This window comes from Nonomuraea jabiensis (assembly GCF_014204795.1).
Lineage (GTDB): Bacteria > Actinomycetota > Actinomycetes > Streptosporangiales > Streptosporangiaceae > Nonomuraea > Nonomuraea jabiensis.
Window position 1 is genome coordinate 1,265,250 of the sequence record NZ_JACHMB010000001.1, and the last position, 22,341, is coordinate 1,287,590.

Genomic DNA, 22,341 nt, shown 5'->3' on the forward strand with positions numbered 1-22,341 from the left:
CCTCCAGCGCCGGTCCTAGCCGGCCCCGGCAATTGGGCCTAGGACCCGCCGCCAAGGCCGAAGGCCCCGCCGTCGGAACGGCGAGGCCCTCGGTGATCTGCCTGATTATTCGGAGACGCCCAGCTTCTCCAGGATCAGCTGGCGGGCTCGGGCCGCGTCGGCCTTGCCCCTGCTCGCCTTCATGACGCCGCCCACCAGGGCGCCGGCCGCGGCGATCTTGCCGGACCTGACCTTCTCGGCCGCGTCGGCGTTGCCGGCCAGCACCTGGTCGATGATGGCCAGCAGCTCGCCCTCGTCGCTGACGATCTGCAGGCCGCGCTTCTCGACGACCTCGTCCGGCGTGCCCTCACCGGCCAGCACGCCTTCGAGCACCTCGCGCGCCAGCTTGTCGTTGAGCGCGCCGGAGGCCACCAGCTCGGTCACCCTGGCGATCTGCGCCGGGGTGATGGGCAGGTCGGCCAGCGCGGCGCCGGTCTCGTTGGCGCGCCTGGCCAGCTCGCCCATCCACCACTTGCGCGCGTCCGCCGCCGGGGCGCCCGCCGCGACCGTGGCCTCGACCAGGTCGATCGCGTCGGCGTTGTGCATGGCCTGCATGTCGAGGTCGGACAGCCCCCACTCGGCCTGCAGCCGCTTGCGCTTGACCGACGGCAGCTCGGGCAGGGCCGCCTTCAGCTCCGCCACCCACGCGGTGTCGGGCGCGATCGGCACCAGGTCGGGCTCGGGGAAGTAGCGGTAGTCCTGCGCCTCCTCCTTGGACCTGCCGGACGTGGTGGTGCCGGTGTCCTCGTGGAAGTGCCGGGTCTCCTGAATGATCTTCCCGCCGTCGGCCAGGATGGCCGCCTGCCGCTCGATCTCGCTCCGCACGGCCCGCTCGACACTGCGCAGCGAGTTGACGTTCTTGGTCTCCGTACGGGTGCCCCACTCGTCGGCGCCGCGCGGCATGAGCGACACGTTGACGTCGCATCGCAGCGAGCCCTCCTCCATGCGCACGTCGGAGACGCCGAGGGAGCGCATGATCTCGCGCAGCTCGGTGACGTACGCCTTGGCCACCTCGGGCGCGAGCCGGTCGGTGCCCGGGATGGGCTTGGTCACGATCTCGACCAGCGGGATGCCGGCGCGGTTGTAGTCGACGATCGAGTAGTCGGCCCCGTGGATGCGCCCGGTTGCGCCGCCCACGTGGGTGGACTTGCCGGTGTCCTCCTCCAGGTGCACCCGCTCGATCCCGATCCGCACGGTCTGCCCCTCGACCTCGACGTCGAGGTAGCCGTCGAAGCAGAGCGGCTCGTCGTACTGCGAGATCTGGTAGTTCTTCGGCATGTCCGGATAGAAGTAGTTCTTCCGGGCGAAGCGGCACCACTCGGCGATCGAGCAGTTCAGCGCCAGGCCGATGCGGATGGTCGACTCGATGGCCGCGGCGTTGGCCACCGGCAGCGACCCGGGCAGCGCCAGGCAGGTCGGGCAGACCTGCGTGTTGGGCGGGGCGCCGAAGGCGGTCTTGCAACCGCAGAACATCTTCGACCTGGTGCCCAGCTCGACGTGCGTCTCCAGGCCCAGCACCGGCTCGAACCGGTCGAGCGCTTCGTCATAGACCATGGTCATAGCGACGGGGCCTCCTTCAGCAGCGGGCCGCCCCAGCGGCTCTCCAGGGCCTTCTCGACGGCCGCACCGACGCGGTAGCAGCGGTCGTCGGCCAGGACCGGCGCCATGATCTGCAGGCCGACCGGCAGGTTGTCCTCGTCGGCCAGGCCGACCGGCACCGACATGGCCGCGTTGCCCGCCAGGTTGGACGGGATGGTGCACAGGTCGGCGAGGTACATCGAGATCGGGTCGTCGGCGCGCTCGCCGATCCCGAACGCCGTGGTCGGCGTGGTCGGCGACACCAGCACGTCGACCTGCTGGTAGGCGGCCTCGAACTCGCGGGAGATGACCGTGCGCACCTTCTGCGCCTGGCCGTAGTAGGCGTCGTAGTAGCCGCTCGACAGCGCGTACGTGCCGAGCATGATGCGCCGCTTGACCTCGGGGCCGAACCCGGCGGCCCTGGTCAGCGCCATGACCTCCTCGGCGCTGCGGGTGCCGTCGTCGCCGACGCGCAGGCCGTAGCGCATGGCGTCGAAGCGCGCCAGGTTGGACGAGCACTCCGACGGCGCGATCAGGTAGTACGCGGGCAGCGCGGTCGTGAACGACGGGCAGGAGACCTCGACGACCTTGGCCCCGAGCGACTCCAGGAGCTGCACGGCCTCGTGGTAGCGGGCCAGCACGCCGGCCTGGTAGCCCTCGCCGGCGAACTCCTTGACGACGCCGATCCGCATGCCGGCGATGTCGGGGTTCTTCGCGGCCTCGACCACGCTCGGCACGGGCGCGTCGATCGAGGTGGAGTCCATCGGGTCGTGCCCGGAGAACGCCTCGTGCAGCAGCGCCGCGTCGAGCACGTTGCGGGCGAACGGGCCCGGCGTGTCGAGCGAGCTGGCGAACGCGATGAGCCCGTAACGGGACGAGCCACCATAAGTGGGCTTCATGCCCACGATGCCGGTCACCGAGGCCGGCTGCCGGATGGAGCCGCCTGTGTCGGTGCCCGTGGACAGCGGCGCCTCGTACGCGGCCACGGCGGCGCTGGAGCCGCCCGACGAGCCGCCCGGGATCTTCGTCAGGTCCCACGGGTTGCGGGTGATCTGGTACGCCGAGTTCTCCGTGGAGGAGCCCATGGCGAACTCGTCGAGGTTGGTCTTGCCCAGGAAGACCAGCCCCGCCTCGCGCAGCCGCGCGGTGACGGTCGCGTCGTACGGCGGGCGCCAGCCCTCCAGGATCTTGGACGCGGCCGTGGTCGGCATGTCACGCGTGGTGAAGATGTCCTTGTGCGCGATCGGCACGCCGGCCAGCGGGCCGAGCTTCTCGCCCGCCCTCAGCCGGGCGTCGACGGCCCGGGCCTGCTCCAGCGTCGTCTCGCGATCGACGTGGAGGAACGCCTGGACCCTGGGCTCGACCTCGGCCATGCGGTCGAGGTGCGCCTCGGCCACCTCGACGGCCGACACCTCGCCGCCGGCGATCATCGATCCCAGCTCGGCGGCGGTCTTGCGAATCAAACTCATGCCTCCTCCCCGAGGATGCGCGGCACCCGGAAGCGGTCGTCCTCGACGGCGGGCGCCCCGGAGAGCGCCTGCTCGGGCGTCAGGCACTGTCGTACCTCGTCGGCACGGAAGACATTGGTCAGCGGAAGCGCGTGCGACGATGGCGGCACGTCCTCGGCGGCGACCTCGGCCACCTTCGCAACCGCTTCGATGATGGCATCGAGCTGGGTGGCGTAGTGGTCGAGTTCGTCGTCGGTGAGCGCCAGCCTGGACAACCGGGCCAGGTGTGCGACCTCGTCGCGGGTTATGGCGGACATGAGTCGTGTAACCCGTTTCGTGGATGGAGTCTTTGGACAATGCCATCCTAGGGGGCTTGACGTGGCAGCCCCGAACCGATTAACCGCGCCGAAACGAACACGGCACGGGCGTGGGCCACTCCGACCGCCCGCTCACCCCTCCCGCTCCTGCACCCGCCTACCTGCTCCGGCACGCGCCACGGAAGCGCCCGCCGCCCACCATCACCGCCAGGCCGCCCGCCATCACCCCCGAGCCGGAGACCCATCGGGTCAGGCCGAGCGGCTGACCTCGGGCTGGTAGCCGTACTCGATCCCGGGCCCCGCCCCGGTGTGCTCCCTGAGCCAGACCGTGGCGTCGGCGGCGGGCATGGGCCGCCCGAACAGCCACCCCTGCCCCATGTCACACCCCATCTCGTCCAGCCGCATCGCCACCTCGTCCGACTCCACGCCCTCCGCGACCGAGCGCAGGCCGAGCGAGCGGACCAGGTCCACGATCGAGCGGACGATCCGGTAGTCGTCCTCCGACTCGGCGATCCGGCGCACGAACGAGGCGTCGATCTTCACCTCGGACACCGCCAGACGCTGGAGCCGGATCAGCGACGAGTAACCCGTACCGAAGTCGTCGAGCGCCAGCGGCACGCCCAGCGCGGCCAGCGCCTTGATCGTCTCCTGGGTGTAGGCCTGGTCGCCCGTCAGGATGCGCTCGGTCACCTCCAGCTGGATGGCCCCCGGCGGGAGCCCGGAGGCGGCCAGGCCGACCTCCAGTTGCTCCGGCAGGGCCGAGTCGAGCAGGTCGCGGGCCGAGATGTTGACCGAGATCTGCACCTGCAGCCCCGTGTGCCACCAGCGGGCCGCCTGTTCCAGCGCCGCCTCGATGACGTACGCCGTGAGGGGCCGCATCAGGTACGACTGCTCCGCCAGCGGCACGAACTCCGACGGCGGGATCATCCCGTGCACCGGATGCCGCCACCGCAGCAGCGCCTCGACGCCCTGGACGGCGCCGGTGCCGAGGCTGACCTTGGGCTGGAAGTGCAGCCGCAGCTCGCGGCTGTCGATGGCACGGCGCAGGTCGCCGAGGAGGTTGAGGCGTTCGGGAGAGTTGCGGTCCTTGTCGGGCTGGTAGAGCTCCACCCCGCTGCGCCCCTCCTTCGCCAGGTACATGGCCACGTCGGCCCGCTGCAGCAGCAGCTCGAAATCGGGGGCGTGGTCCGGGTAGAGGGCGATCCCGACGGAACCGTCCACGTCGAAGGTCATGCCCTCCAGCCGTACCGGCTCGGTCAGCGCCGCCCGCAGCCGGGCCGCGACCTCCCTGGCCGCGTGGGCGTCCCTGATCGAGGGCAGCAGCACGGCGAACTCGTCGCCGCCCAGCCGCGCCACGACGTCGCCGGGGCGTACGGAATGGGTGAGCCGGTGCGCCACCATCTGCAGCAGCCGGTCGCCCACCGGATGCCCCATCGTGTCGTTGACCTCCTTGAACCGGTCGAGGTCGAGGAGGAACAGGCCGACCCGCTCGTCCTGCCGGGCCTCGGCCAGCGCCTCCTCCGTGCTGACGATGAGCATCTTGCGGTTGGGCAGGCCGGTCAGCTCGTCGTGCAGGGCCTGATGGTCACGGCGCATCGAGAGCGTGGCGGTGAAGTAGACGGCGGCCAGCGGGGCGACGAAAAGGGGCACCATGCCGGGCGAGTGCTCCATGGCCACGACGACCAGGGGCGCCAGGCCGAGCAGCCCGACGTACACGAGGCTCTGCGGGACGACCGTGACCTTGAACACCCGCGTGATCGAGCGCCGCTCGTGCAACGCGACCGCGCCGCACACGAGAGCGGCCCTGGTGACGAAGTACGCGACCCCGGCCAGCGCGATCGCCGGCAGGTCCGACCCGTCCGGCACCCAGGGCACGGCCGGGCTCGGCGCGATCCCGAACACCCCCAGCACCACGGCCGCCGCGGTGAGCGCGAGCGTCGACTGCGCGATGTTGAACATGACCCGATGCCACGCCTTACGCGTCACCACCCCGTTCATGGCGACGGCCACGGCCTGCATGAGCACCGCGACGGGCAGCCCGAAGTGCAGGAGCACGGCGAAGGTGAACATGGTGGAGGGGTACGTGCCACCCACCGAGGCGGCGGACGACACCATCACGGGCCTCAGCTCGCCCAGGATCACCAGCACCGACAGCGCCCAGAACAGCGGCGTGCGGGCGAGCTCCACCAACCCGGCGGCGTCCAGCCTCAGCATGGCCACCACGAGCGCGGTGAAGCCGATCACGGTTACGCCCGCGAGGAACGCCCAGAGCGGCGTGCCGACGCGTGGTCCGGTGTCGCGGGTGTCGGTTGGGTCAGTCATCGGTAACAGAACCCCCATTAGGTCACTATGGGAGGGTACGACCTTCACCCCACTTCGCGAAACCAAGCGCGTACGTTCCGTCACTTCTCCTTTCCGACATATACCCAAAAACCACCCTGGGTAGCAAACCGCCTACCCTCCCCACACAACCGCCCCCCGCCACCCCAGCTCCGCTACCGTGCCGTCCCGACGCGCGGCCATCCCCACGCACGCCACCACCAAGCACCAGCCCGCCCGCGCATCGCACAGCGCCCGCCACCCGCCCGACGCCGCACCCCGCGCATCGGCCGGGCACCGCACACCAGCGCCGAACTCCACCGCACCACGCCCCACCGACGCGGCGCCAAGAGCGCCCCTCCGAGAGCCGCGACACCGCCGACGCGGTGCCGCCTGCCGCTCTGCCCACTCCCGCGCGCTGCTGAGCTGAGCGCCCGCTATCGTGCCATCCCCACGCGCGGCCATCCCCAGGCGCGCCACCACCAAGCACCAGCCCGCCCGAGATCGCATAGCGCGCACGCCACCCGCCCGACGCCGCACCCCGCGCATCGGCCGAGCGCCGCCCACCGGCGCCCGGCCCGTCGAAGGCCGCTAAGCCTCCGTGCTTACCGCCACCGCAGCAGCCGCTTCCGGTCCGTCCTTCAGCAGGACCTCGAACCCGGCCCCATCCAGGATCGGCACCCCAAGGCTCACCGCCTTGTCGTACTTCGACCCCGCGTTCTCCCCCACCACCAGGAACGACGTCTTCTTCGACACCGACCCCGACACCTTCCCACCCCGGCTGGTGATCGCGTCGGCCGCCGAGTCGCGGGTGTAGCCCTCCAGGGTCCCCGTCACCACGAAGGTCAGCCCCTCGAGCGTCTGCGGCCCCTTCTCCGGCGCCGGCTCGTCCTCCATCCGCACCCCCGCGGCCCGCCACCGGTCGATGATCTCCCGGTGCCAGTCGACCGAGAACCACTCCCGGATCGTGGCCGCCACCCGGGGCCCGATGCCCTCGACGGCGGCCAGTTCCTCCTCCGAGGCGTTCATGATGCGGTCGATCGAGCGCATCTCGTCGGCCAGCGCGCGGGCGGTCGGCGGGCCGATGTGCCGGATCGACAGGGCCACCAGCACGTTGGCGAGCGGCGCCTGCTTGGCCTGCTTCAGCTCCTCGATGAGCTGCAGCGCGTTCTGGCTGGCCCCGCCGTCGATGTTGGAGAAGAAGCTGACGACCTTCTCCTCCCCGGTCTTGGGGTCGATCTTGGCCAGGCCGGTGTTCTGGTCGCGGACGATCGACTTGATGGGCAGCAGCTGCTCCAGCGTCAGGTCGAACAGGTCGGCCTCGGTGCGCACCACCGGCTCCTGGGGCGGCAGCGGCTGGGTGAGCGCGGTGGCCGCGACGTAGCCGAGCCCGTCGATGTCGAGCGCGCGCCGCCCGCCCGCGAAGAAGATGCGCTCGCGGATCTGGGCGGGGCAGCCGCGGGCGTTGGGGCAGCGCAGGTCGGCGTCGCCCTCCTTCTCGTACGCCAGCTCGGTGCCGCACTCCGGGCAGTGCGTCGGCATGACGAACTCCCGCTCCGACCCGTCGCGCAGCGCCGTCACCGGCCCGACGATCTCGGGGATCACGTCACCCGCCTTGCGCAGCACCACGGTGTCGCCGATGAGCACGCCCTTCTTGACCACGATGGCGGCGTTGTGGAGCGTGGCCCGCTCGACGGTCGAGCCCGACACCGACACGGGCTCCATCACCGCGTACGGCGTGACCCGCCCCGTGCGGCCCACGCCCACCTGGATGTCGAGGAGCTTGGTGTTGACCTCTTCCGGCGGGTACTTGTACGCGATCGCCCACCGCGGCGCCCGCGACGTGGAGCCCAGCTCCCGCTGCGTACGGAAGTCGTCGACCTTCACGACCACCCCGTCGATCTCGTACGGGGGATCGTGACGGTGCACGCGGTAGTTCTCGATGAACTCGTTGACCTCGGTCAGCCCCGGCACCACCCGGTAGAGATCGCTGACCGGCAGCCCGAACTCCCGCAGCCGCTCGTACACCTCCGACTGCGCCCGCGGCACGGCCGAGCCCTCCCAGATGCCGATGCCGTGCACCAGCATCCGCAGCGGCCGCTGGGCCGTGACGCGCGGGTCCTTCTGCCGCAGCGTGCCGGCCGCGGAGTTGCGCGGGTTGGCGAACGGCGTCTTGCCCTGCTCGACGAGCTGCTCGTTGAGCTTCTTGAAGTCCTCGACCGGGATGTAGACCTCGCCGCGCACCTCGACCAGGCTGGGGACGTCGTCGCCCGTGAGCCGGTGGGGGACGCCCTTGATCGTGCGGACGTTGTCCGTCACGTCGTCGCCCGTGCGCCCGTCGCCGCGGGTCGCCCCGCGCTCCAGCTTGCCGTCACGGTAGACCAGCGCGATCGCCAGCCCGTCGATCTTGAGCTCGCAGAGGTAGGGCCCCGGGTCGCCCTCGGCCAGCCGCTCGGCCCGCTGCATCCAGGCGGCCATGTCGGCTTCGTTGAAGGCGTTGTCGAGGCTCTCCATCCGGTTGAGGTGCTGGACCTTGGCGAAGTCGCCCGACACGGGGGCGCCGACCTTCTGCGTCGGCGAGTCGGGCGTCTGGAGCGACGGATGCGCCTCCTCCAGCGCGAGCAGCTCCCTGAACCACCCGTCGAACTCGGCGTCGCTGACCGTCGGCTGGTCGAGCACGTAGTAGCGCCAGCGAGCCTCGTCGACCAGATCACTCAGCTCGGCATGCCGCTTGAGCGCGGCCACGGGCACACCCGCCACCTCGGCGCCTGCCTCACTCACCGTATGCTCCCTTCCGAAGCCGAGCCCGAACCCGAACCCGTACGTCAACCTGTGCAAACGCTACCGCTGGGCACTGACAACCAGCGCTCACCCGGCCTCCGGGTCCTCCCTGAGCACCTGGGCCGCCTTCCGGCAGGCCGCCAGGGCCGCGCGGGCGTACGCGGGCGAGGCCCCGGCCAGCCCGCACGCCGGGGTCAGCACGACCTGCCCGGCCAGCCGGTCGGGCGCGAACCCGAGCCGCCGCCACAGGTCCAGCGCCGGTTTGGCGACCACCCCGTGGTCCGGCAGCCGGGTGTCCCGGCCGGGCACGACCCCCAGCAAGAGCTGCAGGCCCGCCTCGACGGCCTCCCCGACGGAGTCCTCATCCCTGCGCCGCAGCAGCGCGGCGTCCACCGACACACCGCGCACCCCGGCCCTGCGCAGCACGTCGAAGGGCACGGACGGCGCGCAGCAGTGCACGATCGGGGCGTCGAAGGAGCGCATCGACTCCTCCACCCGCCACTCCTCGACGGCCGCCAGCCGCCCGAACCCCGACGCCGTCGGCACGGTCCCCGCCAGCACCCCGGGCAGCCCCGGCTCGTCGAGCTGCAGCACGATCTCCGTCACCCCGGGCAGCCGCCGCCGCACGTCGGCGCAGTGATCGGCGACCCCCTGCGCCAGCGAGGCGATCAGATCGCGTACGGCCCCCGCGTCGGAGAGCATCTTGTCGCCGTGTTTCAGCTCGATCGCCCCGGCCAGCGTCCACGGACCGCAGACCTGCAGCTTGAGCGGCCCGGAGTAGTCGTGGCCGACCTCCTCCAGCCCGTCCAGGTCCCGCCGCAGATGATCGACGGCCCGCTGGTGGTCGCGCCCCGGCCGATCGGCCAGCCGCCACCCGGAGGGCTGCACCTCGACGGGCAGATCGACGAGCAGCCCGGCCGTCCTGCCGATCATGTCGGCGCCGACGCCCCTGGCCGGCAGCTCGGGCAGGTACGGCAGCCCGGGCACCTCTCCGAACACGACCCTGATCGCCTCGAGATGATCCTCGCCCGGATGCGAGCCGACTCCGGTGGCTTCCCACGTTGACATGGGCACAAGCGTAGGCTCTGTCGAATGGAGCTGACGAAACACGAGCACGCCTGTGTACGCGTGGAGAAGAACGGCAAGGTCCTGATCATCGACCCCGGGACGTTCAGCAAGGGTCCGGTGCTCGACGGCGCCGACGCGGTCCTGATCACCCACGAGCACTTCGACCACGTGGACGTCGACAAGTTGAAGGCCGCGCCGCCCACCCTGGAGATCTACACCTGCGAGGGCGTGGCCGCGGATCTGACGGACGTTCCGCAGAAGGTCCAGGTGGTACGGCATGGCGACGCGTTCGAGGCGGCCGGTTTCCGCGTGCGGGCCTTCGGCGAGTGGCACGCCAAGAACCATCCCGACGTGCCCGTCGTCCAGAATGTCGGCTTCCTCGTCGACGACGAGATCTTCTACCCGGGTGACGCCTTGACGGTCCCGGGGGTGGACGTGCCCACCCTGCTGGTCCCGACCGGCGGGCCCTGGCTGAAGCTCGGGGACATGATCGAATATCTCCGCGAGATCCGCCCGGCAAGGGCGTTCTCCACCCATGACGGCCTGTACAACGACATCGGCCTCGGCCTGGTGGACAACTGGCTGAAGATGGAGTCGGAGCACCAGAGCGCCGACATCCGCCGCCTGGCGGCCGGCGAGTCGGTCACGCTCAGCTAGCGGAGACGATCGTCGCCGAGCCGATCACGGTGTCGCCGGAGTAGAGCACCGCCGCCTGGCCCGCCGCCACGCCGGTGGCCGGGCGGTCGAGGTCGACGCGGAGGCCGCCGGAGATCTCCTCGAAGCGGCACCCGTACACCTCTCCGTGCGCCCGCAGCTGCACGGTCAGGTCCTCGAAGGTGGACGGGCCGTTCCACACCGGGCTGCCGCACGTGATCGAGGTGACCTCCAGCGCGGACCGCGGGCCGACCGTGACCGTGTTGGACACCGGCTCGATCGACAGCACGTAGCGGGGCCGGCCGTCGGCCGCCGGGCGGTCGATGTGCAGGCCCTTGCGCTGCCCGATCGTGAAGCCGTGGGCGCCCTGGTGGCTGCCGACGACCTCGCCGCTCTGGTCGACGATGGGGCCCTCGGCCGAGCCGAGCCGCTCGGCCAGGAAGCCGCGGGTGTCGCCGTCGGCGATGAAGCAGATGTCGTGGCTGTCGGGCTTGTCGGCGACGGTCAGGCCGCGCCTGGCGGCCTCCTCGCGCACCTGGGCCTTGGTCGAGTCGCCCAGCGGGAAGATCGCGTGGCTGAGCTGCTCGCGGGTGAGCACCCCGAGCACGTACGACTGGTCCTTGCCCTGGTCGGGGCTCCTGGACAGCACGCCGTCGACCAGCTTGGCGTGGTGGCCGGTGGCGACCGCGTCGAAGCCCAGCGCCAGCGCCCGGTCCAGCACCGCCGAGAACTTGATCTTCTCGTTGCACCGCAGGCACGGGTTGGGCGTGCGGCCCGCGGCGTACTCGGACACGAAGTCCTCCACCACGTCGCGCTGGAAGCGTTCGGCCATGTCCCAGATGTAGAAGGGGATGCCGATCACGTCGGCGGCGCGTCGCGCGTCGCGCGAGTCCTCGATCGTGCAGCAGCCCCGCGCCCCCGTGCGGTGGGATTGGGGGTTGGCCGACAGAGCGAGGTGCACGCCAGTGACGTCGTGACCGGCCTCGGCGATCCGAGCGGCGGCCACGGCGGAGTCGACGCCGCCCGACATGGCGGCAAGCACACGCAGTCCCATGACCGTTCCAGCGTACTGTCCGCGCGGGAGTGCGCGACCATGGCCGGGGTCTGCGAGTATTCAGGCCATGCGACTGTTCGGGCGCAAGGGCGCAGACGAAGAGGCCGGCGACGGGATCGCCGAGTTCTGGGCGTGGTGGGAGGAGTCCAGGCCGGGGCTCGACTCCCTGGTCGCCAACGGCGACGTCGGAGGGCTTGAGGAGCGGCTGGCCCCGGCCGTCGCCGCGATCCACCCGGGCCTGGTCTGGGAGGTCGCTCCGGGCAAGGAGGCCGCGCACGCCCTGGTGGTGACCGCGGCGGGCGACCCCGAGCTGCGTTCGCTCGCGCACCGCTGGGCCAAGGCTGCGCCGCCGTCCGACATGTTGTGGGAGTTCCACCCGTCGCGGCAGGCCAATCCGCAGGCCATGGAGCTGACGCTCGACGTCGGCGGCTTCGAGTTCGCGCTCGACAAGCTGATGCTGGGGCTGCGGGTGCCGAGGGACCAGCCGCGGGTCGACGTGTCCGCGTACCACCCGATCTTCAGCGAGCTGGACGAGGACACCAGGATGGAGGCCGCCCTGCTGGCCCTCGACTGGCTGCTCGGCGAGGACGACGTGGCCCGGTGGGTCGGGGAGATCACGCCGGCGACGTTCCAGCCGATCGACTCCGTGGCCGCCGTCCACCTGCCCGCCGTGGTCGCCGACCTGGCCTCGGGCTACACCGAGGAGGAGTGGGTGCTGCTCGAAGGGCAGACCGGCAGCGGCGCGCCGCTGGTCGCCACGGCCCGCCACCCGCTGCGGCCGGTGGACTATCCGCTGTTCGACCAGCACATCGAGATCACGCTGCCCTACACCCACCGCGACGAGAACGGCCTGCCGGTCGGCGACTCGCTGGCGGCGCTGCGCGACTTCGAGGAGCGGCTGGCCGCGCGGCTGCTCAAGCTGCGCGACGACGCGGTGCTGGCGGCGCACCTGAGCGCCGAGGGGCATCGGATCATCCACGTGTACGCCGACCCGACCGGCGACGCGGCGATCCACGCGAAGGAGCTGATCGTGAGCTGGGAGGAGGGCGAGCCCCGGGTGGACGTGGCCGCCGATCCATCCTGGTCGGCCGTGGTGGCCTTCCTGACCTGACGCCGGCTGAGGCACCGGGCGTCAGCTGAGGCCGGCCCGGCGGGCGCGTTCGACGGCGGCGGGGAGCACCTCGATCAGGCGGTCGACGTCGTCGCGGGTCGAGGTGTGCCCCAGCGTGAACCTGAGCGAACCCCGCGCCGCCGCCGCCTCGGCCCCCATGGCCAGCAGCACGTGCGACGGCTGCGCCACGCCCGCCGAACACGCCGAGCCCGTCGAGCACTCCACGCCCTTGGCGTCGAGCAGCATGAGCAGCGCGTCTCCCTCGCAGCCGGGGAAGGAGAAGTGGGCGTTGCCGGGCAACCGGTCGGCGGGGTCGCCGTTGAGCACCACGTCGGGGACTGCCTGGCGGACGCGCTGGATGAGCTCGTCGCGCAGCGACGTCAGGCGGCGGGCCAGGGCCTCCTGCTCCTTGACGGCGGTGCTGACGGCGGCGGCCAGCCCGGCGATGGCGGGCGCGTCGAGCGTGCCCGAGCGCACGTCGCGCTCCTGACCTCCGCCGTGCTGCACGGAGACCGGCGTCAGCCCTCTGGCCAGCAGCAGCGCGCCGGCCCCCATCGGGCCGCCGACCTTGTGGCCGGTCAGCGTGAGCGCGTCGACCCCCGAGGCCGAGAACGACACGGGCAACTGCCCCACCGCCTGGACCGCGTCGGTGTGGAACGGGATGCCGTGGTCGTGGGCGATGGCCGCCAGCACGTGGACGGGCTGGACCGTGCCGACCTCGTTGTTGGCCCACATGACGCTGATCATGGCCACGTCGTCGGGGTCGCGCTCGATGGCCGCGCGCAGGGTCTCGGGGTGGACCCGGCCGTACGCGTCCACGTCGAGCAGCTCGACCTCGGCGCCCTGGCTGTCGGCCAGCCAGTGGGCGGGGTCGAGCGCGGCGTGGTGCTCCACGGAGCTGATCAGCACGCGCCGCCTCGGGCGGCGGGACCAGTAGAGGCCCTTGATCGCGAGGTTGTCGGCCTCGGTGCCGCCCGAGGTGAACACGACCTCGCTGGGCCGGGCGCCAAGTGCGTCGGCGATCGTCTCGCGCGCCTCCTCGACCACCCTGCGCGTCCGGCGGCCCGCCGCGTGCAGCGAGGAGGCGTTGCCGACGCATTTGAGCTGCTCCGTCATGGCCTCGATCGCCTCGGGCAGCATGGGCGTGGTAGCCGCATGATCAAGATAGGCCGACGGTCTGGTCACCCGATCAGCGTATCTCGTTTGCCACTGTACCGTCCGGACGGTACAGTAGTGGCATGCGAAGAGACGAGCTTTTGGATGCGGCAGAGGATCTGCTCTGCGACCAGGGCTCGTCCGCACTCACCCTGGCCGCCGTGGCGGACCGGGCGGGCGTCAGCAAGGGCGGCCTCCTCTATCACTACGGCACCAAAGAAGCCCTGATCAAAGGCATGGTGGAGCGCCTGATCGAGGACTTCGACCAGCTCATGGCCGCGCAGCCCGGGGAGACCTACACCGAGCGCTACCTGCACGCCACGCTGGCCGCCGTCCGCTCCGGACGGCTGCGACGATGGGCCGTGGTCACGGGCGCCTCGGGCAACCTCTTCCTGCTCGCGCCGCTCCGCGAGGCGATGTCCCGCTGGCATCGCGAGGGGTTGAGCGAGGAGCCGGATCCGCGGGTGTCGCAGATCGTACGACTGGCGTGTGAAGGGCTCTGGGACGTGGCCAGCCACGACCCGGAGCTGAACACGGAGGACGATCTCCAGGCGCTCGAGACCCGGATGAAAGCGCTACTCAAACCCCCTTCCTGAGCCCCTGACCCGCCCGCCTCCCCCATTGTGGGACGCGGGCCCGTCGCGGCCTTCCCGACCGCCCCCTCGGACGACAGCCGGTACGGCGCCGCCCTGCTCGGGAACGGACCCGGGCCACCGCTCGCCCCCGGACACTCTTCACCGACCCGTGGCTTGGCCCTGGCATTTGGCGCTCGGCGCGCGCCGGGAGCGGCTTCGGATGGTGACGCCGGCCCCCTCCCCCCACGTGAGCTCGCCCGGATGCCGCAGGGCGGGCGGCAGCGAAACCCAAATATGGCGAAATAGTGCGAATTCTTGTGAGGTATTAAGCGATGACCCGTTCCCTGAGGAGTGCCCGTTACGGGGCGGTTCTGACGTTTGTGCTGGGCGGACTGATGGTGGGCACCATGACGGTGCGCATCCCGGCGTTGACCGACAAGCTCGGCCTGTCCGAGTCGACGGTCGGCGCCGTGCTCCTGGTGTGGGGCCTGGGCGCGCTGGTGACGATGCAGTCCATGCGCCGGATCATGGCCCGCGCGGGCAGCCGGGCGGTGCTGCGGATCGGCGGGCCGCTCACCGCGCTGGGACTCGTGGCCGTGGCGTTCGCCCCGAACCTCCCGTCGCTCATGGTGGCCGTGGCGTTCTTCGGCATGGCGTTCGGCACCGTGGACGTGGCCATGAACGCCCAGGGCTCCACGGTCGAGCAGGCGTACGGCCGGCCGCTGATGAACGGCATGCACGCGGGCTGGTGCGTGGGCGCCATCTCGGCGGGCGGGCTGGGCAGCCTGGCGATCGCCGTGGGGCTGCCGTTCACCGCCAACGTCGCGCTGATCGGCCTGGTCTCGCTGCCCGTCATGGTGCTGATCGGCCGTACGTACCTGCCCGAGCCCCCGGCGGCCGGGGCCACGACGGCGGCTCGCCGGCGCATGCCGCCGATCGTCTACCTGCTGGGCGCGATCATGTTCTTCGCGTTCATGGTCGAGGGCACCGTCGCCGACTGGAACGGCCTCTACATGCGCAACGAGCTGGGCGCCCCCGAGGCGCTGGCCGCCCTCGGCTACCCGGTGTTCGAGCTGGGCATGCTGATCGCCAGGCTCACCGGTGACCGGCTGCGGACCAGGTTCGGCGTGCGGGGCATGCTGACCGTCTCCGGGGTGGCGACGGCCGGGTTCTTCGCGGTGGTGCTGATGGCGCCGGCGGCGCTGGTGGCGGTGTTCGCGATGTTCTTCGTCGGGCTCGGCGTGGCGACGATCTCGCCGCTGACCCTGTCGCTGGCCGGCACCGCGACCGACTCCCCAGGACCGGCGATCGCCCAGGCGGGCGCCATGGGGTACGCCGGCCTGCTGCTCGGGCCCGTGGTGATCGGCTTCATCTCGGACGCCACGACGCTGCGTACCGCGCTCGGCATCGGGGTCGTCCTGGGCGTGCTGATCGCGGCCGCCTCCCGGTTCCTCCCCCGGAGCGAGCCCGCCGCGATCACCTCGTCCGTCACGCTCACCGAGCGAGAGACCGTCGCGGTCTGACATTTGTCACCGTCAAGCCGCGTACATAGGCCACTGCCCCGTTCAGTGCCGCTGTGCGAGCCTGAACGCCATGTTCAAGCCGTACACCACAGCCGTGGTCTTCGTGATCACGGCGGTCCCCAGCCTCCTCCAGCTCGCGATCTCCGGCCTGGAGCCCGCCCTGATGCGGAACCCGGCGGCGATCGCCGAGGGTGAGTGGTGGCGGCTGGGGACGGCGCTGGTGGTGCAGGACGGCGGTGTGCTGGGCACCTTGTTCAACCTGGTGTGCCTCGCGGTGCTCGGCTACTTCGCCGAGCGGGCGTTCGGCCCGGCCCGCTGGCTCGCCCTGTACGCCGCGGGCGCCGTGGCCGGGGAGGCGGCCGGATATCTCCTGAACGATCCGGGGGCGGGCAATTCGATCGCCGTCTGCGGCCTGGCCGGCGGCCTCGCGGTGGCCGCCTGCGACAGGCTGGGCCGCGCGCTGGGCGCGTACTACGCGCTCGTCCTGGGCGCCTCGCTCGTCATGGGCCTGGGCACGTGGGGCGTCATCGTCATGGTCGCCGTGGCGGTGGCCGGTTCCCAGCTGGTGGGCAAGCGCGAACGCCTGCCCCTCTGGCTCTTCGCCGCCGTCGCCGTCCCCGCTGCGGGGGTGCTGGCCGCGTTGGCGGACCTCCACGGGGTCGCGCTGCTGAGCGGCATCGTCGCGGGATGGATCTCGAAGGGAACCTCCCTTTCGACGTCCAGGAGTACGAAGCCCGCGTGACGTCCTAAGAGTTCTCTGTGGATCGGCGGCCCCCGGCGGCGCGCACGCCCACGTCGGGGTGCCCCGGCTCACAGACAACTCACAGACTCCTCAGAACTCCCCCAACCGCCGGCCGCACGCTGGACCCATGATCCAGCTCGACGGACTGACCAAACGCCACGGCGACGTGCTCGCCGTGGACGATCTCACCTTCACGGTGCGCCCGGGGCTCGTCACCGGCTTCCTGGGCCCGAACGGCGCGGGCAAGACCACCACGATGCGCATGGTCCTCGGCCTCGACCTGCCCACCTCGGGCACCGCCACGATCAACGGCCGTGCCCACCACGAGCTCCGCCACCCGCTGCGCGAGGTCGGATCGATGCTGGAGGCGCAGGCCGTGCACCCGAGGCGCAGCGCGTACAAGCATCTGCTCTACCTCGCCCAGACGAACGCCATCCCCGACGTCCGCGTCGCCGAGGTGCTGGACCTGGTCGGGCTCACGGCGGTGGCGGGCAGGAAGGCGGGCGAGTTCTCGCTGGGCATGGGGCAGCGGCTGGGAATCGCCGCGGCGCTGCTGGGGGATCCGCCGGTGCTGATGCTCGACGAGCCGGTCAACGGCCTCGACCCCGAAGGCGTCCTGTGGATCCGCACGCTCATCCGCGGGCTGGCCGCGGAAGGGCGCACGGTGCTGGTGTCCAGCCACCTGATGAGCGAGATGGCGCTGACGGCGGACCGCCTCGTGGTGATCGGCAAGGGCCGGCTCATCGCGGAGGGGGACATCGGCGACTTCACCGAGGGCGGGGCGGCGGTGTTCGTACGAACGCCCGACGCCGCCTCCTTCACCCGGCGCCTGGAGCTGTCCGGCGCCCACGTCCAGCCCGGCGGCGCCGACGAGCTGCTGGTCACGGGCATGACGGCACCCGACGTCGGGCGGCTGGCGGCGGCCGAGGGCGTGCCGCTGTTCGAGCTGGCCCCCCGCCGCGCGTCGCTGGAGGAGACGTTCATGGAGCTCACTCGGGAGAGCGTCGAGTACGGGGCGGCACGATGATCGACGCGGGGGTGCTGAAGGCGGAGTGGACCAAGTTCAGCAGCATCAGGTCCACCATGGTGCTGTCGGCGGCGACCGCCGCCGTCGCGGGGCTGCTGGGGTGGCTGTTCAGCAGCACGGCGGCCAAGGAGTACGCCACGGCCACGCCGCAGGAGCGGCTCGACTTCCAGCCGCTGGACCTGGGCATGCGCGGGGTGTTCATCGTGCAGCTGCTGGTGGCGGCGCTGGGCGTGCTGGTGGCCTCCTCCGAGTACGGCTCCGGCACGATGCGGGCCACCCTGGCCGCCGTGAGCAGCCGCGGCCGGCTGCTGGCGGCCAAGTGCGGGATCACCGTGCTGACCGCGTTGCCGGTGAGCGTGGCCGCGGTGTGGCTGATGTTCGCGACGAGCCAGATGACGCTGTCCGCGGGCGGAGCGCCGGCTGTCATGCCGGGCGATCCTGTCGCGCTGCGGCTGCTGCTGTTCGGGCCGCTCGTGCTGACGCTCCTGGCGCTGTTCGGCCTGTCGCTGGGTTTCCTGCTGCGCGGCACGGCCGCCGCCGCGAACGTCAGCACCGCCTTCCTCCTGCTCCCCGTCATGGCCGGCGCGTCGCCCGGCTTCCTGCGCGATCTCATCGGCGTCTACTGGCCGAGCATGGCCGCCCTCCAGGCCGTCTCCGGGAAATCCGAGCTGCCGGGGGCGCTGGGGTTCGGGCTGCTGGCCGGGTTCGTGGCGGTCATGCTGGTCGCCGCGTACGTCCAGCTCAAGAATCGCGACGCCTGACTACGCTGGACCGGGGAGGTGCCTCTCGTGGGAGAACGGCTGCTCGTGGTCGACGACGAGCCCACCGTCAAGGAGCTGCTCTCCGCGACGCTGCGGTTCGCCGGCTTCACGGTGAGCTCGGCCGACAACGGCGCGCAGGCGCTGGAGTCGGCCCGCCGTGACCCGCCGGACCTGGTCCTGCTCGATGTCATGCTGCCTGATCTCGATGGGTTCGAGGTGATCCGCCGGCTGCGGAGCCTGCCCAGGGGCGGCGGGCGGCCCGGTCCGGTGCCCGTGCTGTTCCTCACGGCGCGGGACGCCACGGCCGACAAGATCAACGGGCTGCGGCTGGGCGGCGACGACTACGTTACCAAGCCGTTCGACCTGGAGGAGCTGCTGGCCCGCATCAGGGCCATCCTCCGCCGCACGGGCGCGACCCCCGACGACTCCACGCTGGTGGTCGGGGACCTCGAGGTCGATCCCGACGGCCACCAGGTCACCCGGGCCGGACGTCCGGTACGGCTGTCGCCCACGGAGTTCCGCCTCCTGCTCCACCTGGTGCTCAACGCCGGCCGGGTGCTGCCCAAGTCCCAGATCCTGGAGCACGTGTGGCGCTACGACTTCGCCGGCGACACGAGCATCGTGGACACGTACGTGAGCTACCTGCGGCGCAAGCTCGACGCCGGCGAGCCCAAGCTGATCCACACCGTCCACGGCGTCGGCTACGTCCTGCGCAAGCCCAAGCGATGATCGGCCGGCTGTCGCTCGCCGCCCGGCTGCTGGCCATCGCGGTCGCGCTGCTGGTGGTCGGCCTGGTGGTGATCAGCTCGGTGGTGCTGCGCCAGCTCGAGACCCAGCTCATGGCGCGCGTCGACGCCCAGCTGGAGCCGATGGGCAAGGCGGCGTCCGCGATCCCGCCGGACCTGGTCGTCAAGCTGTCGCGCAGCCCGCTTCCTGCCGGGCAGTTCGACCTGATGGGGAAGGGGTTCGTGGCCTATTTGGCGGCGGACGGGTCCGTGCTCCGCGAGCTCGGCGACCTCGCCGGGCCCGCGCTGCCCCGGCTCGACAGCGCCGCGGTGGCGGCCCGGGACGGGCAGCCGTTCACGGTGAACGGCATGGACGGCGACGAGTGGCGGGCGGTGGCGCTGCCCCGCCCCGGTTCCCTTGGGACCAGGCTCGGTCCGGCCGATCACACCGCGGTGGTGGCCGCGGTCTCGCTCGCCGAGATGCACACCACGATCGACCGCCTCCGGGTGGCCTGCCTCCTCACGGGCGCCGTCCTGCTCGGCGTGCTGGCGCTCGTCGGCGGGGTCGCCATCAGGGCCGGGCTGGCGCCGCTGCGCCGGGTGGAGGAGACGGCGGCGGCCATCGCGGACGGCGACCTGACCAGGCGCGTGCCCGAGCCGGCCGGCCTCTCCACCGAGGTGGGCCGGCTGGCCCGCTCGCTCAACAAGATGCTGGCCCAGATCGAGCAGGGCGTCGCGGCGAAGGTGGAGTCGGAGGCCAGGATGCGCAGGTTCGTGGCGGACGTCAGCCACGAGCTGCGCACCCCGCTGTTCGGCATCAAGGGCTTCTCGGAGCTCTACCGCATGGGCGGCACCGAGGCCGGGCCCGCGCTGGCCCGCATCGAGAGCGAGTCGGGCCGCCTGGCCCGGCTGGTGGAGGATCTGCTGCTACTCGCCAGTCTCGACGAGAGCGACGGGCCGGGGCTCGAGCTCACCCCCATGGACCTCCGTACGCTGGCCGCCGACGCCCGCCACGACTTCGCAGCGCTCGCCCCGTCCAGGCCCGTCGCCTTCACCGGCCCGTCCGGCGGCCCGGCCGCGTCCGCACCCGTACTGGGCGACGAGGCCCGCCTGCGACAGGTCGTCAGCAACCTCGTCGGCAACGCCATCACCCACACGCCCGCCGGCACCCCGGTGCGGATCGGCGTCGGGACGGACGGCGGGGAGTCGGTCCTGGTCATCGAGGACGAGGGGCCGGGGCTGAGCCCCGAGGAGGAGGCCCGCGTCTTCGACCGCTTCTACCGCGCGGACGCCTCCCGCGCACGGGCGACGGGGGGTGCGGGGCTCGGGCTGGCGATCGTCCGCTCCATCGTCACGGCGCATGGGGGGCGGGTGGAGGTCCGCTCCGCGCCGGGCAAGGGCACGGCCTTCCAGGTCCGCCTCCCCGCGACCGCTGAAACCGGCGCCCTCTCGTCGACCGCCCTTCCGCTGCGTACCTGAGCAGGGCAGGAAACACTTGTGGGTGGTGCCGGACACCTAATGAGGTGTACCGGCACTTTTCGATGAGGAGACACCTGTGCAAGATCCACGCGTGCCCCCCGACACGCGAGATCGTTTCGAGGCGCTCTGCCTCGCCTGCTATCCGGCGATACATCGCTATGCGCTACGCCGTACCGATTCGGTGGACGACGTCGCCGATCTGATCGCGGAGACCTTTCTCGCCGCGTGGCGGCGGCTGGACGACGTCCCGGACGGCGACGCCGCCCTGCTGTGGCTGTACGGCGTGGCACGCCGCGTCCTGGCCAACCACCGCCGCGGGGAGTCGCGCCGCAGCGCGCTGGCCGCGCGGCTCCGCGACGAACTCGCCGTCGGCCAGGAGACTGCGCCCGCCGATCCGCGGACCGACGCTCTGCGCGCCGCCTTTGACGCTCTGAGCCCGGCCGACCGGGAGGTGCTCGCGCTGGCCGGCTGGGAAGGGCTGACCGGCCCGCAGATCGCCACGGTACTGGGCTGCAGCAGCACCGCCGCCCGGCTCCGGCTGCACAAGGCCCGCAAACGACTCGCCCGGCTGCTCGGCACGACGGACGAGGCCCCCGTAATGACCCCGCTGAGAGGAGAAACACGATGAACAAGATCGACCGCATGGTGTCCGCCATCGATCCGGCCGCTGAATTCAGCGAGCCTTCCATGAGCCAGGGTGCCCACGACCTCCTTGAGGAGATCGTGGCGACGCCGCCCGCGCCCCGCCGCGCATCCTGGCTGCCCGGCAGGCGGATCGCCGTCGCCGAAACCGGGCAGGCCCACCCGTCCCCGGCGATCACCGCGGCGGCGCCGCGACATGGTCCTTCCCCCCTGCGTCGTCGCCTGCTGGGGGGCGCGGCGCTCGCCAGCATCGCCGCAGCCGCGGCGGTGGTCGTGCCGCTGGTCCCCGGATCAGAGAGTGCGGCGTATGCGGTGGTGAAGAAGTCCGACGGCACCGTTCAGGTGACGGTCAATGAGTTCCGGGACCCTGAAGGGCTGGAGGCCAAGCTCGATGCTGCGGGAATCACGGCTGACGTGACGTTCACCGAGGCGCACAAGAAATGCGCGCCTGGCCGCTTCGTCGGCGCGGACCTGGCCTACGATCCACCGAGCACCCGGAACATGACCGAACAGGAGCGCAAGGAGTTCGACAAGCCGGACAACTGGCGCTCCCGCGACGCCGCCACGCCGATCAACCGGAACACCTTCCTGATCTCGCCCCGTTTCATTCGGCCGGGAGAGACGCTGGTCCTGGAATTTCGACCGGGTAACTACCCGGGGATGGACTGGGCGCTCGGCACCTATCTGGCCAAGGCAGGCAGTCCGGTCGCGCCCTGCAAACTCGTGACCGCCGAATCCGATGAAGCGGGCGTCAGGGAGATGGCCGGGAACTGATCGTGAGCCGGTGGGGTACGGCGATGTGCACAGGGGCGCGCCGTACCCCACCGGCAGGCCTGTTCGGACGCTGGAGGGAGCTTGATCGCGGGTCTCACGTCGGCCTGATGACACCGCAGTCCCCTGCAGACGGGTTGATCACCACAAGTATCACCACCACAACGACGGTCGACGAGTCCGCTCTTGACTGTCAGCCTGTCACTTCGAAACCCCGAGTTCCTACCGCACTATGTGTCACACAATTGACGGCATGGCCACGGGATCCGAGAAGCCGAAGCTGCCGCCAGAGGACGTGACCGTGTCGGCCGACACCATGGTGGGCAAGACCGTGACGTTGCGCAGTTCAACCGTCGCGCGGGTGGAGGCCCGCACTGGCAGCCGCGGCTTCTCCGCTTACGTCGATGGAGCGGTGGCTCGCCAGCTCGCCATGGACGATATTCAGGACGTTTTGGACGGGGCCACTACCTGGCTGGGACCCGTCAGCGACGAAACAATAGCCGAGGCCGAGCAAGCGTGGAGAGAGTCCGAACGTTGGCGACGCGAGTGACTCGCCCAGATCTCCAGCGAGG

At 71.4% G+C, this 22,341-nt stretch carries 20 protein-coding genes; 12 read left to right on the top strand and 8 right to left on the bottom strand.

Annotated features, from left to right (window positions below):
- Positions 1–105: 105 nt before the first annotated feature.
- From gatB to HD596_RS05290, 6 genes are all read right to left on the bottom strand, one after another.
- Positions 106–1,593 carry an Asp-tRNA(Asn)/Glu-tRNA(Gln) amidotransferase subunit GatB gene (gene gatB, locus HD596_RS05265; protein WP_185078298.1) on the bottom strand — a complete coding sequence of 496 codons (1,488 nt, stop codon included), beginning with the start codon at positions 1,591–1,593 and terminating at the stop codon, positions 106–108.
- Between the two features lie 2 nt (positions 1,594–1,595).
- Entirely contained in the window at positions 1,596–3,086 is a 1,491-nt protein-coding gene (gene gatA / locus HD596_RS05270; protein WP_185068183.1) for an Asp-tRNA(Asn)/Glu-tRNA(Gln) amidotransferase subunit GatA, read from the bottom strand.
- On the bottom strand, positions 3,083–3,382 hold the full coding sequence (gatC, locus tag HD596_RS05275; protein WP_185068184.1) for an Asp-tRNA(Asn)/Glu-tRNA(Gln) amidotransferase subunit GatC: 300 nt from the start codon (positions 3,380–3,382) through the stop codon (positions 3,083–3,085). Before gatC ends, gatA begins: the two co-directional genes overlap by 4 nt.
- Before the next feature lie 249 nt (positions 3,383–3,631).
- Positions 3,632–5,704 carry a putative bifunctional diguanylate cyclase/phosphodiesterase gene (locus tag HD596_RS05280; RefSeq protein WP_185068185.1) on the bottom strand — a complete coding sequence of 691 codons (2,073 nt, stop codon included), beginning with the start codon at positions 5,702–5,704 and terminating at the stop codon, positions 3,632–3,634.
- 588 nt (positions 5,705–6,292) lie between these two features.
- The gene (gene ligA, locus HD596_RS05285) at positions 6,293–8,482 is read right to left on the bottom strand and encodes an NAD-dependent DNA ligase LigA (protein ID WP_185068186.1); all 2,190 of its coding nucleotides are present in this window, start codon (positions 8,480–8,482) and stop codon (positions 6,293–6,295) included.
- 87 nt (positions 8,483–8,569) lie between these two features.
- Positions 8,570–9,550: a methionine synthase gene (locus HD596_RS05290; RefSeq protein WP_185068187.1), complete on the bottom strand. Its 981-nt coding sequence runs from the start codon at positions 9,548–9,550 to the stop codon at positions 8,570–8,572.
- A 24-nt stretch (positions 9,551–9,574) separates the two neighbouring features.
- Here HD596_RS05290 and HD596_RS05295 point away from each other — a divergent pair, with 24 nt between their 5' ends.
- Positions 9,575–10,207, top strand: a complete 633-nt coding sequence (locus HD596_RS05295) for an MBL fold metallo-hydrolase (RefSeq protein WP_185068188.1) — start codon at positions 9,575–9,577, stop codon at positions 10,205–10,207.
- On the opposite strand, the gene mnmA is transcribed toward HD596_RS05295, so the two are convergent.
- A complete protein-coding gene (gene mnmA / locus HD596_RS05300) occupies positions 10,200–11,258 on the bottom strand; it encodes a tRNA 2-thiouridine(34) synthase MnmA (RefSeq protein WP_185068189.1) in 1,059 nt (352 codons plus the stop codon). The genes HD596_RS05295 and mnmA overlap by 8 nt on opposite strands.
- Before the next feature lie 67 nt (positions 11,259–11,325).
- Here mnmA and HD596_RS05305 point away from each other — a divergent pair, with 67 nt between their 5' ends.
- The gene (locus HD596_RS05305; RefSeq protein WP_185068190.1) at positions 11,326–12,369 is read left to right on the top strand and encodes a DUF695 domain-containing protein; all 1,044 of its coding nucleotides are present in this window, start codon (positions 11,326–11,328) and stop codon (positions 12,367–12,369) included.
- Between the two features lie 21 nt (positions 12,370–12,390).
- Here HD596_RS05305 and HD596_RS05310 read toward each other — a convergent pair whose 3' ends face one another.
- The gene (locus tag HD596_RS05310) at positions 12,391–13,554 is read right to left on the bottom strand and encodes a cysteine desulfurase family protein (RefSeq protein WP_313042850.1); all 1,164 of its coding nucleotides are present in this window, start codon (positions 13,552–13,554) and stop codon (positions 12,391–12,393) included.
- Positions 13,555–13,607: 53 nt separating this feature from the next.
- Here HD596_RS05310 and HD596_RS05315 point away from each other — a divergent pair, with 53 nt between their 5' ends.
- The 10 genes from HD596_RS05315 (at position 13,608) to HD596_RS05360 (ending at position 22,319) form a co-directional block, all read left to right on the top strand.
- Positions 13,608–14,120, top strand: coding sequence for a TetR/AcrR family transcriptional regulator (locus tag HD596_RS05315; protein ID WP_185068191.1), 513 nt, complete (start codon positions 13,608–13,610; stop codon positions 14,118–14,120).
- Positions 14,121–14,431: 311 nt separating this feature from the next.
- The gene (locus HD596_RS05320; RefSeq protein WP_185068192.1) at positions 14,432–15,622 is read left to right on the top strand and encodes an MFS transporter; all 1,191 of its coding nucleotides are present in this window, start codon (positions 14,432–14,434) and stop codon (positions 15,620–15,622) included.
- Between the two features lie 70 nt (positions 15,623–15,692).
- Positions 15,693–16,364, top strand: a complete 672-nt coding sequence (locus tag HD596_RS05325) for a rhomboid family intramembrane serine protease (RefSeq protein ID WP_185068193.1) — start codon at positions 15,693–15,695, stop codon at positions 16,362–16,364.
- A gap of 127 nt (positions 16,365–16,491) precedes the next feature.
- Positions 16,492–17,391 (top strand): ATP-binding cassette domain-containing protein, encoded by a 900-nt coding sequence (locus HD596_RS05330; RefSeq protein WP_185068194.1) that lies wholly within the window; start codon positions 16,492–16,494, stop codon positions 17,389–17,391.
- Positions 17,388–18,152, top strand: a complete 765-nt coding sequence (locus HD596_RS05335) for an ABC transporter permease (protein ID WP_185068195.1) — start codon at positions 17,388–17,390, stop codon at positions 18,150–18,152. Before HD596_RS05330 ends, HD596_RS05335 begins: the two co-directional genes overlap by 4 nt.
- Positions 18,153–18,179: 27 nt before the next feature.
- Positions 18,180–18,881, top strand: coding sequence for a response regulator transcription factor (locus HD596_RS05340; RefSeq protein ID WP_185068196.1), 702 nt, complete (start codon positions 18,180–18,182; stop codon positions 18,879–18,881).
- Positions 18,878–20,356: a sensor histidine kinase gene (locus HD596_RS05345; RefSeq protein ID WP_185068197.1), complete on the top strand. Its 1,479-nt coding sequence runs from the start codon at positions 18,878–18,880 to the stop codon at positions 20,354–20,356. Before HD596_RS05340 ends, HD596_RS05345 begins: the two co-directional genes overlap by 4 nt.
- A 76-nt stretch (positions 20,357–20,432) precedes the next feature.
- The gene (locus HD596_RS05350) at positions 20,433–20,984 is read left to right on the top strand and encodes an RNA polymerase sigma factor (RefSeq protein ID WP_185068198.1); all 552 of its coding nucleotides are present in this window, start codon (positions 20,433–20,435) and stop codon (positions 20,982–20,984) included.
- Positions 20,981–21,772: a hypothetical protein gene (locus tag HD596_RS05355; protein WP_185068199.1), complete on the top strand. Its 792-nt coding sequence runs from the start codon at positions 20,981–20,983 to the stop codon at positions 21,770–21,772. The genes HD596_RS05350 and HD596_RS05355 overlap by 4 nt, the downstream gene beginning before the upstream one ends.
- A 250-nt stretch (positions 21,773–22,022) precedes the next feature.
- Positions 22,023–22,319 carry a hypothetical protein gene (locus HD596_RS05360; protein ID WP_185068200.1) on the top strand — a complete coding sequence of 99 codons (297 nt, stop codon included), beginning with the start codon at positions 22,023–22,025 and terminating at the stop codon, positions 22,317–22,319.
- Positions 22,320–22,341 lie beyond the last annotated feature (22 nt).

What these genes read in the sequence shown, in the direction of transcription:
- HD596_RS05360 (WP_185068200.1), top strand. Translation starts at nt 22,023, where the DNA reads ATGGCCACGGGATCCGAGAAGCCGAAGCTGCCGCCAGAGGACGTGACC.
- gatA (WP_185068183.1), bottom strand. Translation starts at nt 3,086, where the DNA reads ATGAGTTTGATTCGCAAGACCGCCGCCGAGCTGGGATCGATGATCGCC.
- HD596_RS05320 (WP_185068192.1), top strand. Translation starts at nt 14,432, where the DNA reads ATGACCCGTTCCCTGAGGAGTGCCCGTTACGGGGCGGTTCTGACGTTT.
- gatC (WP_185068184.1), bottom strand. Translation starts at nt 3,382, where the DNA reads ATGTCCGCCATAACCCGCGACGAGGTCGCACACCTGGCCCGGTTGTCC.
- HD596_RS05355 (WP_185068199.1), top strand. Translation starts at nt 20,981, where the DNA reads ATGAACAAGATCGACCGCATGGTGTCCGCCATCGATCCGGCCGCTGAA.
- HD596_RS05305 (WP_185068190.1), top strand. Translation starts at nt 11,326, where the DNA reads ATGCGACTGTTCGGGCGCAAGGGCGCAGACGAAGAGGCCGGCGACGGG.
- HD596_RS05295 (WP_185068188.1), top strand. Translation starts at nt 9,575, where the DNA reads ATGGAGCTGACGAAACACGAGCACGCCTGTGTACGCGTGGAGAAGAAC.
- HD596_RS05325 (WP_185068193.1), top strand. Translation starts at nt 15,693, where the DNA reads ATGTTCAAGCCGTACACCACAGCCGTGGTCTTCGTGATCACGGCGGTC.
- HD596_RS05335 (WP_185068195.1), top strand. Translation starts at nt 17,388, where the DNA reads ATGATCGACGCGGGGGTGCTGAAGGCGGAGTGGACCAAGTTCAGCAGC.
- HD596_RS05330 (WP_185068194.1), top strand. Translation starts at nt 16,492, where the DNA reads ATGATCCAGCTCGACGGACTGACCAAACGCCACGGCGACGTGCTCGCC.
- HD596_RS05315 (WP_185068191.1), top strand. Translation starts at nt 13,608, where the DNA reads ATGCGAAGAGACGAGCTTTTGGATGCGGCAGAGGATCTGCTCTGCGAC.
- HD596_RS05345 (WP_185068197.1), top strand. Translation starts at nt 18,878, where the DNA reads ATGATCGGCCGGCTGTCGCTCGCCGCCCGGCTGCTGGCCATCGCGGTC.
- HD596_RS05280 (WP_185068185.1), bottom strand. Translation starts at nt 5,704, where the DNA reads ATGACTGACCCAACCGACACCCGCGACACCGGACCACGCGTCGGCACG.
- HD596_RS05290 (WP_185068187.1), bottom strand. Translation starts at nt 9,550, where the DNA reads ATGTCAACGTGGGAAGCCACCGGAGTCGGCTCGCATCCGGGCGAGGAT.
- gatB (WP_185078298.1), bottom strand. Translation starts at nt 1,593, where the DNA reads ATGGTCTATGACGAAGCGCTCGACCGGTTCGAGCCGGTGCTGGGCCTG.
- mnmA (WP_185068189.1), bottom strand. Translation starts at nt 11,258, where the DNA reads ATGGGACTGCGTGTGCTTGCCGCCATGTCGGGCGGCGTCGACTCCGCC.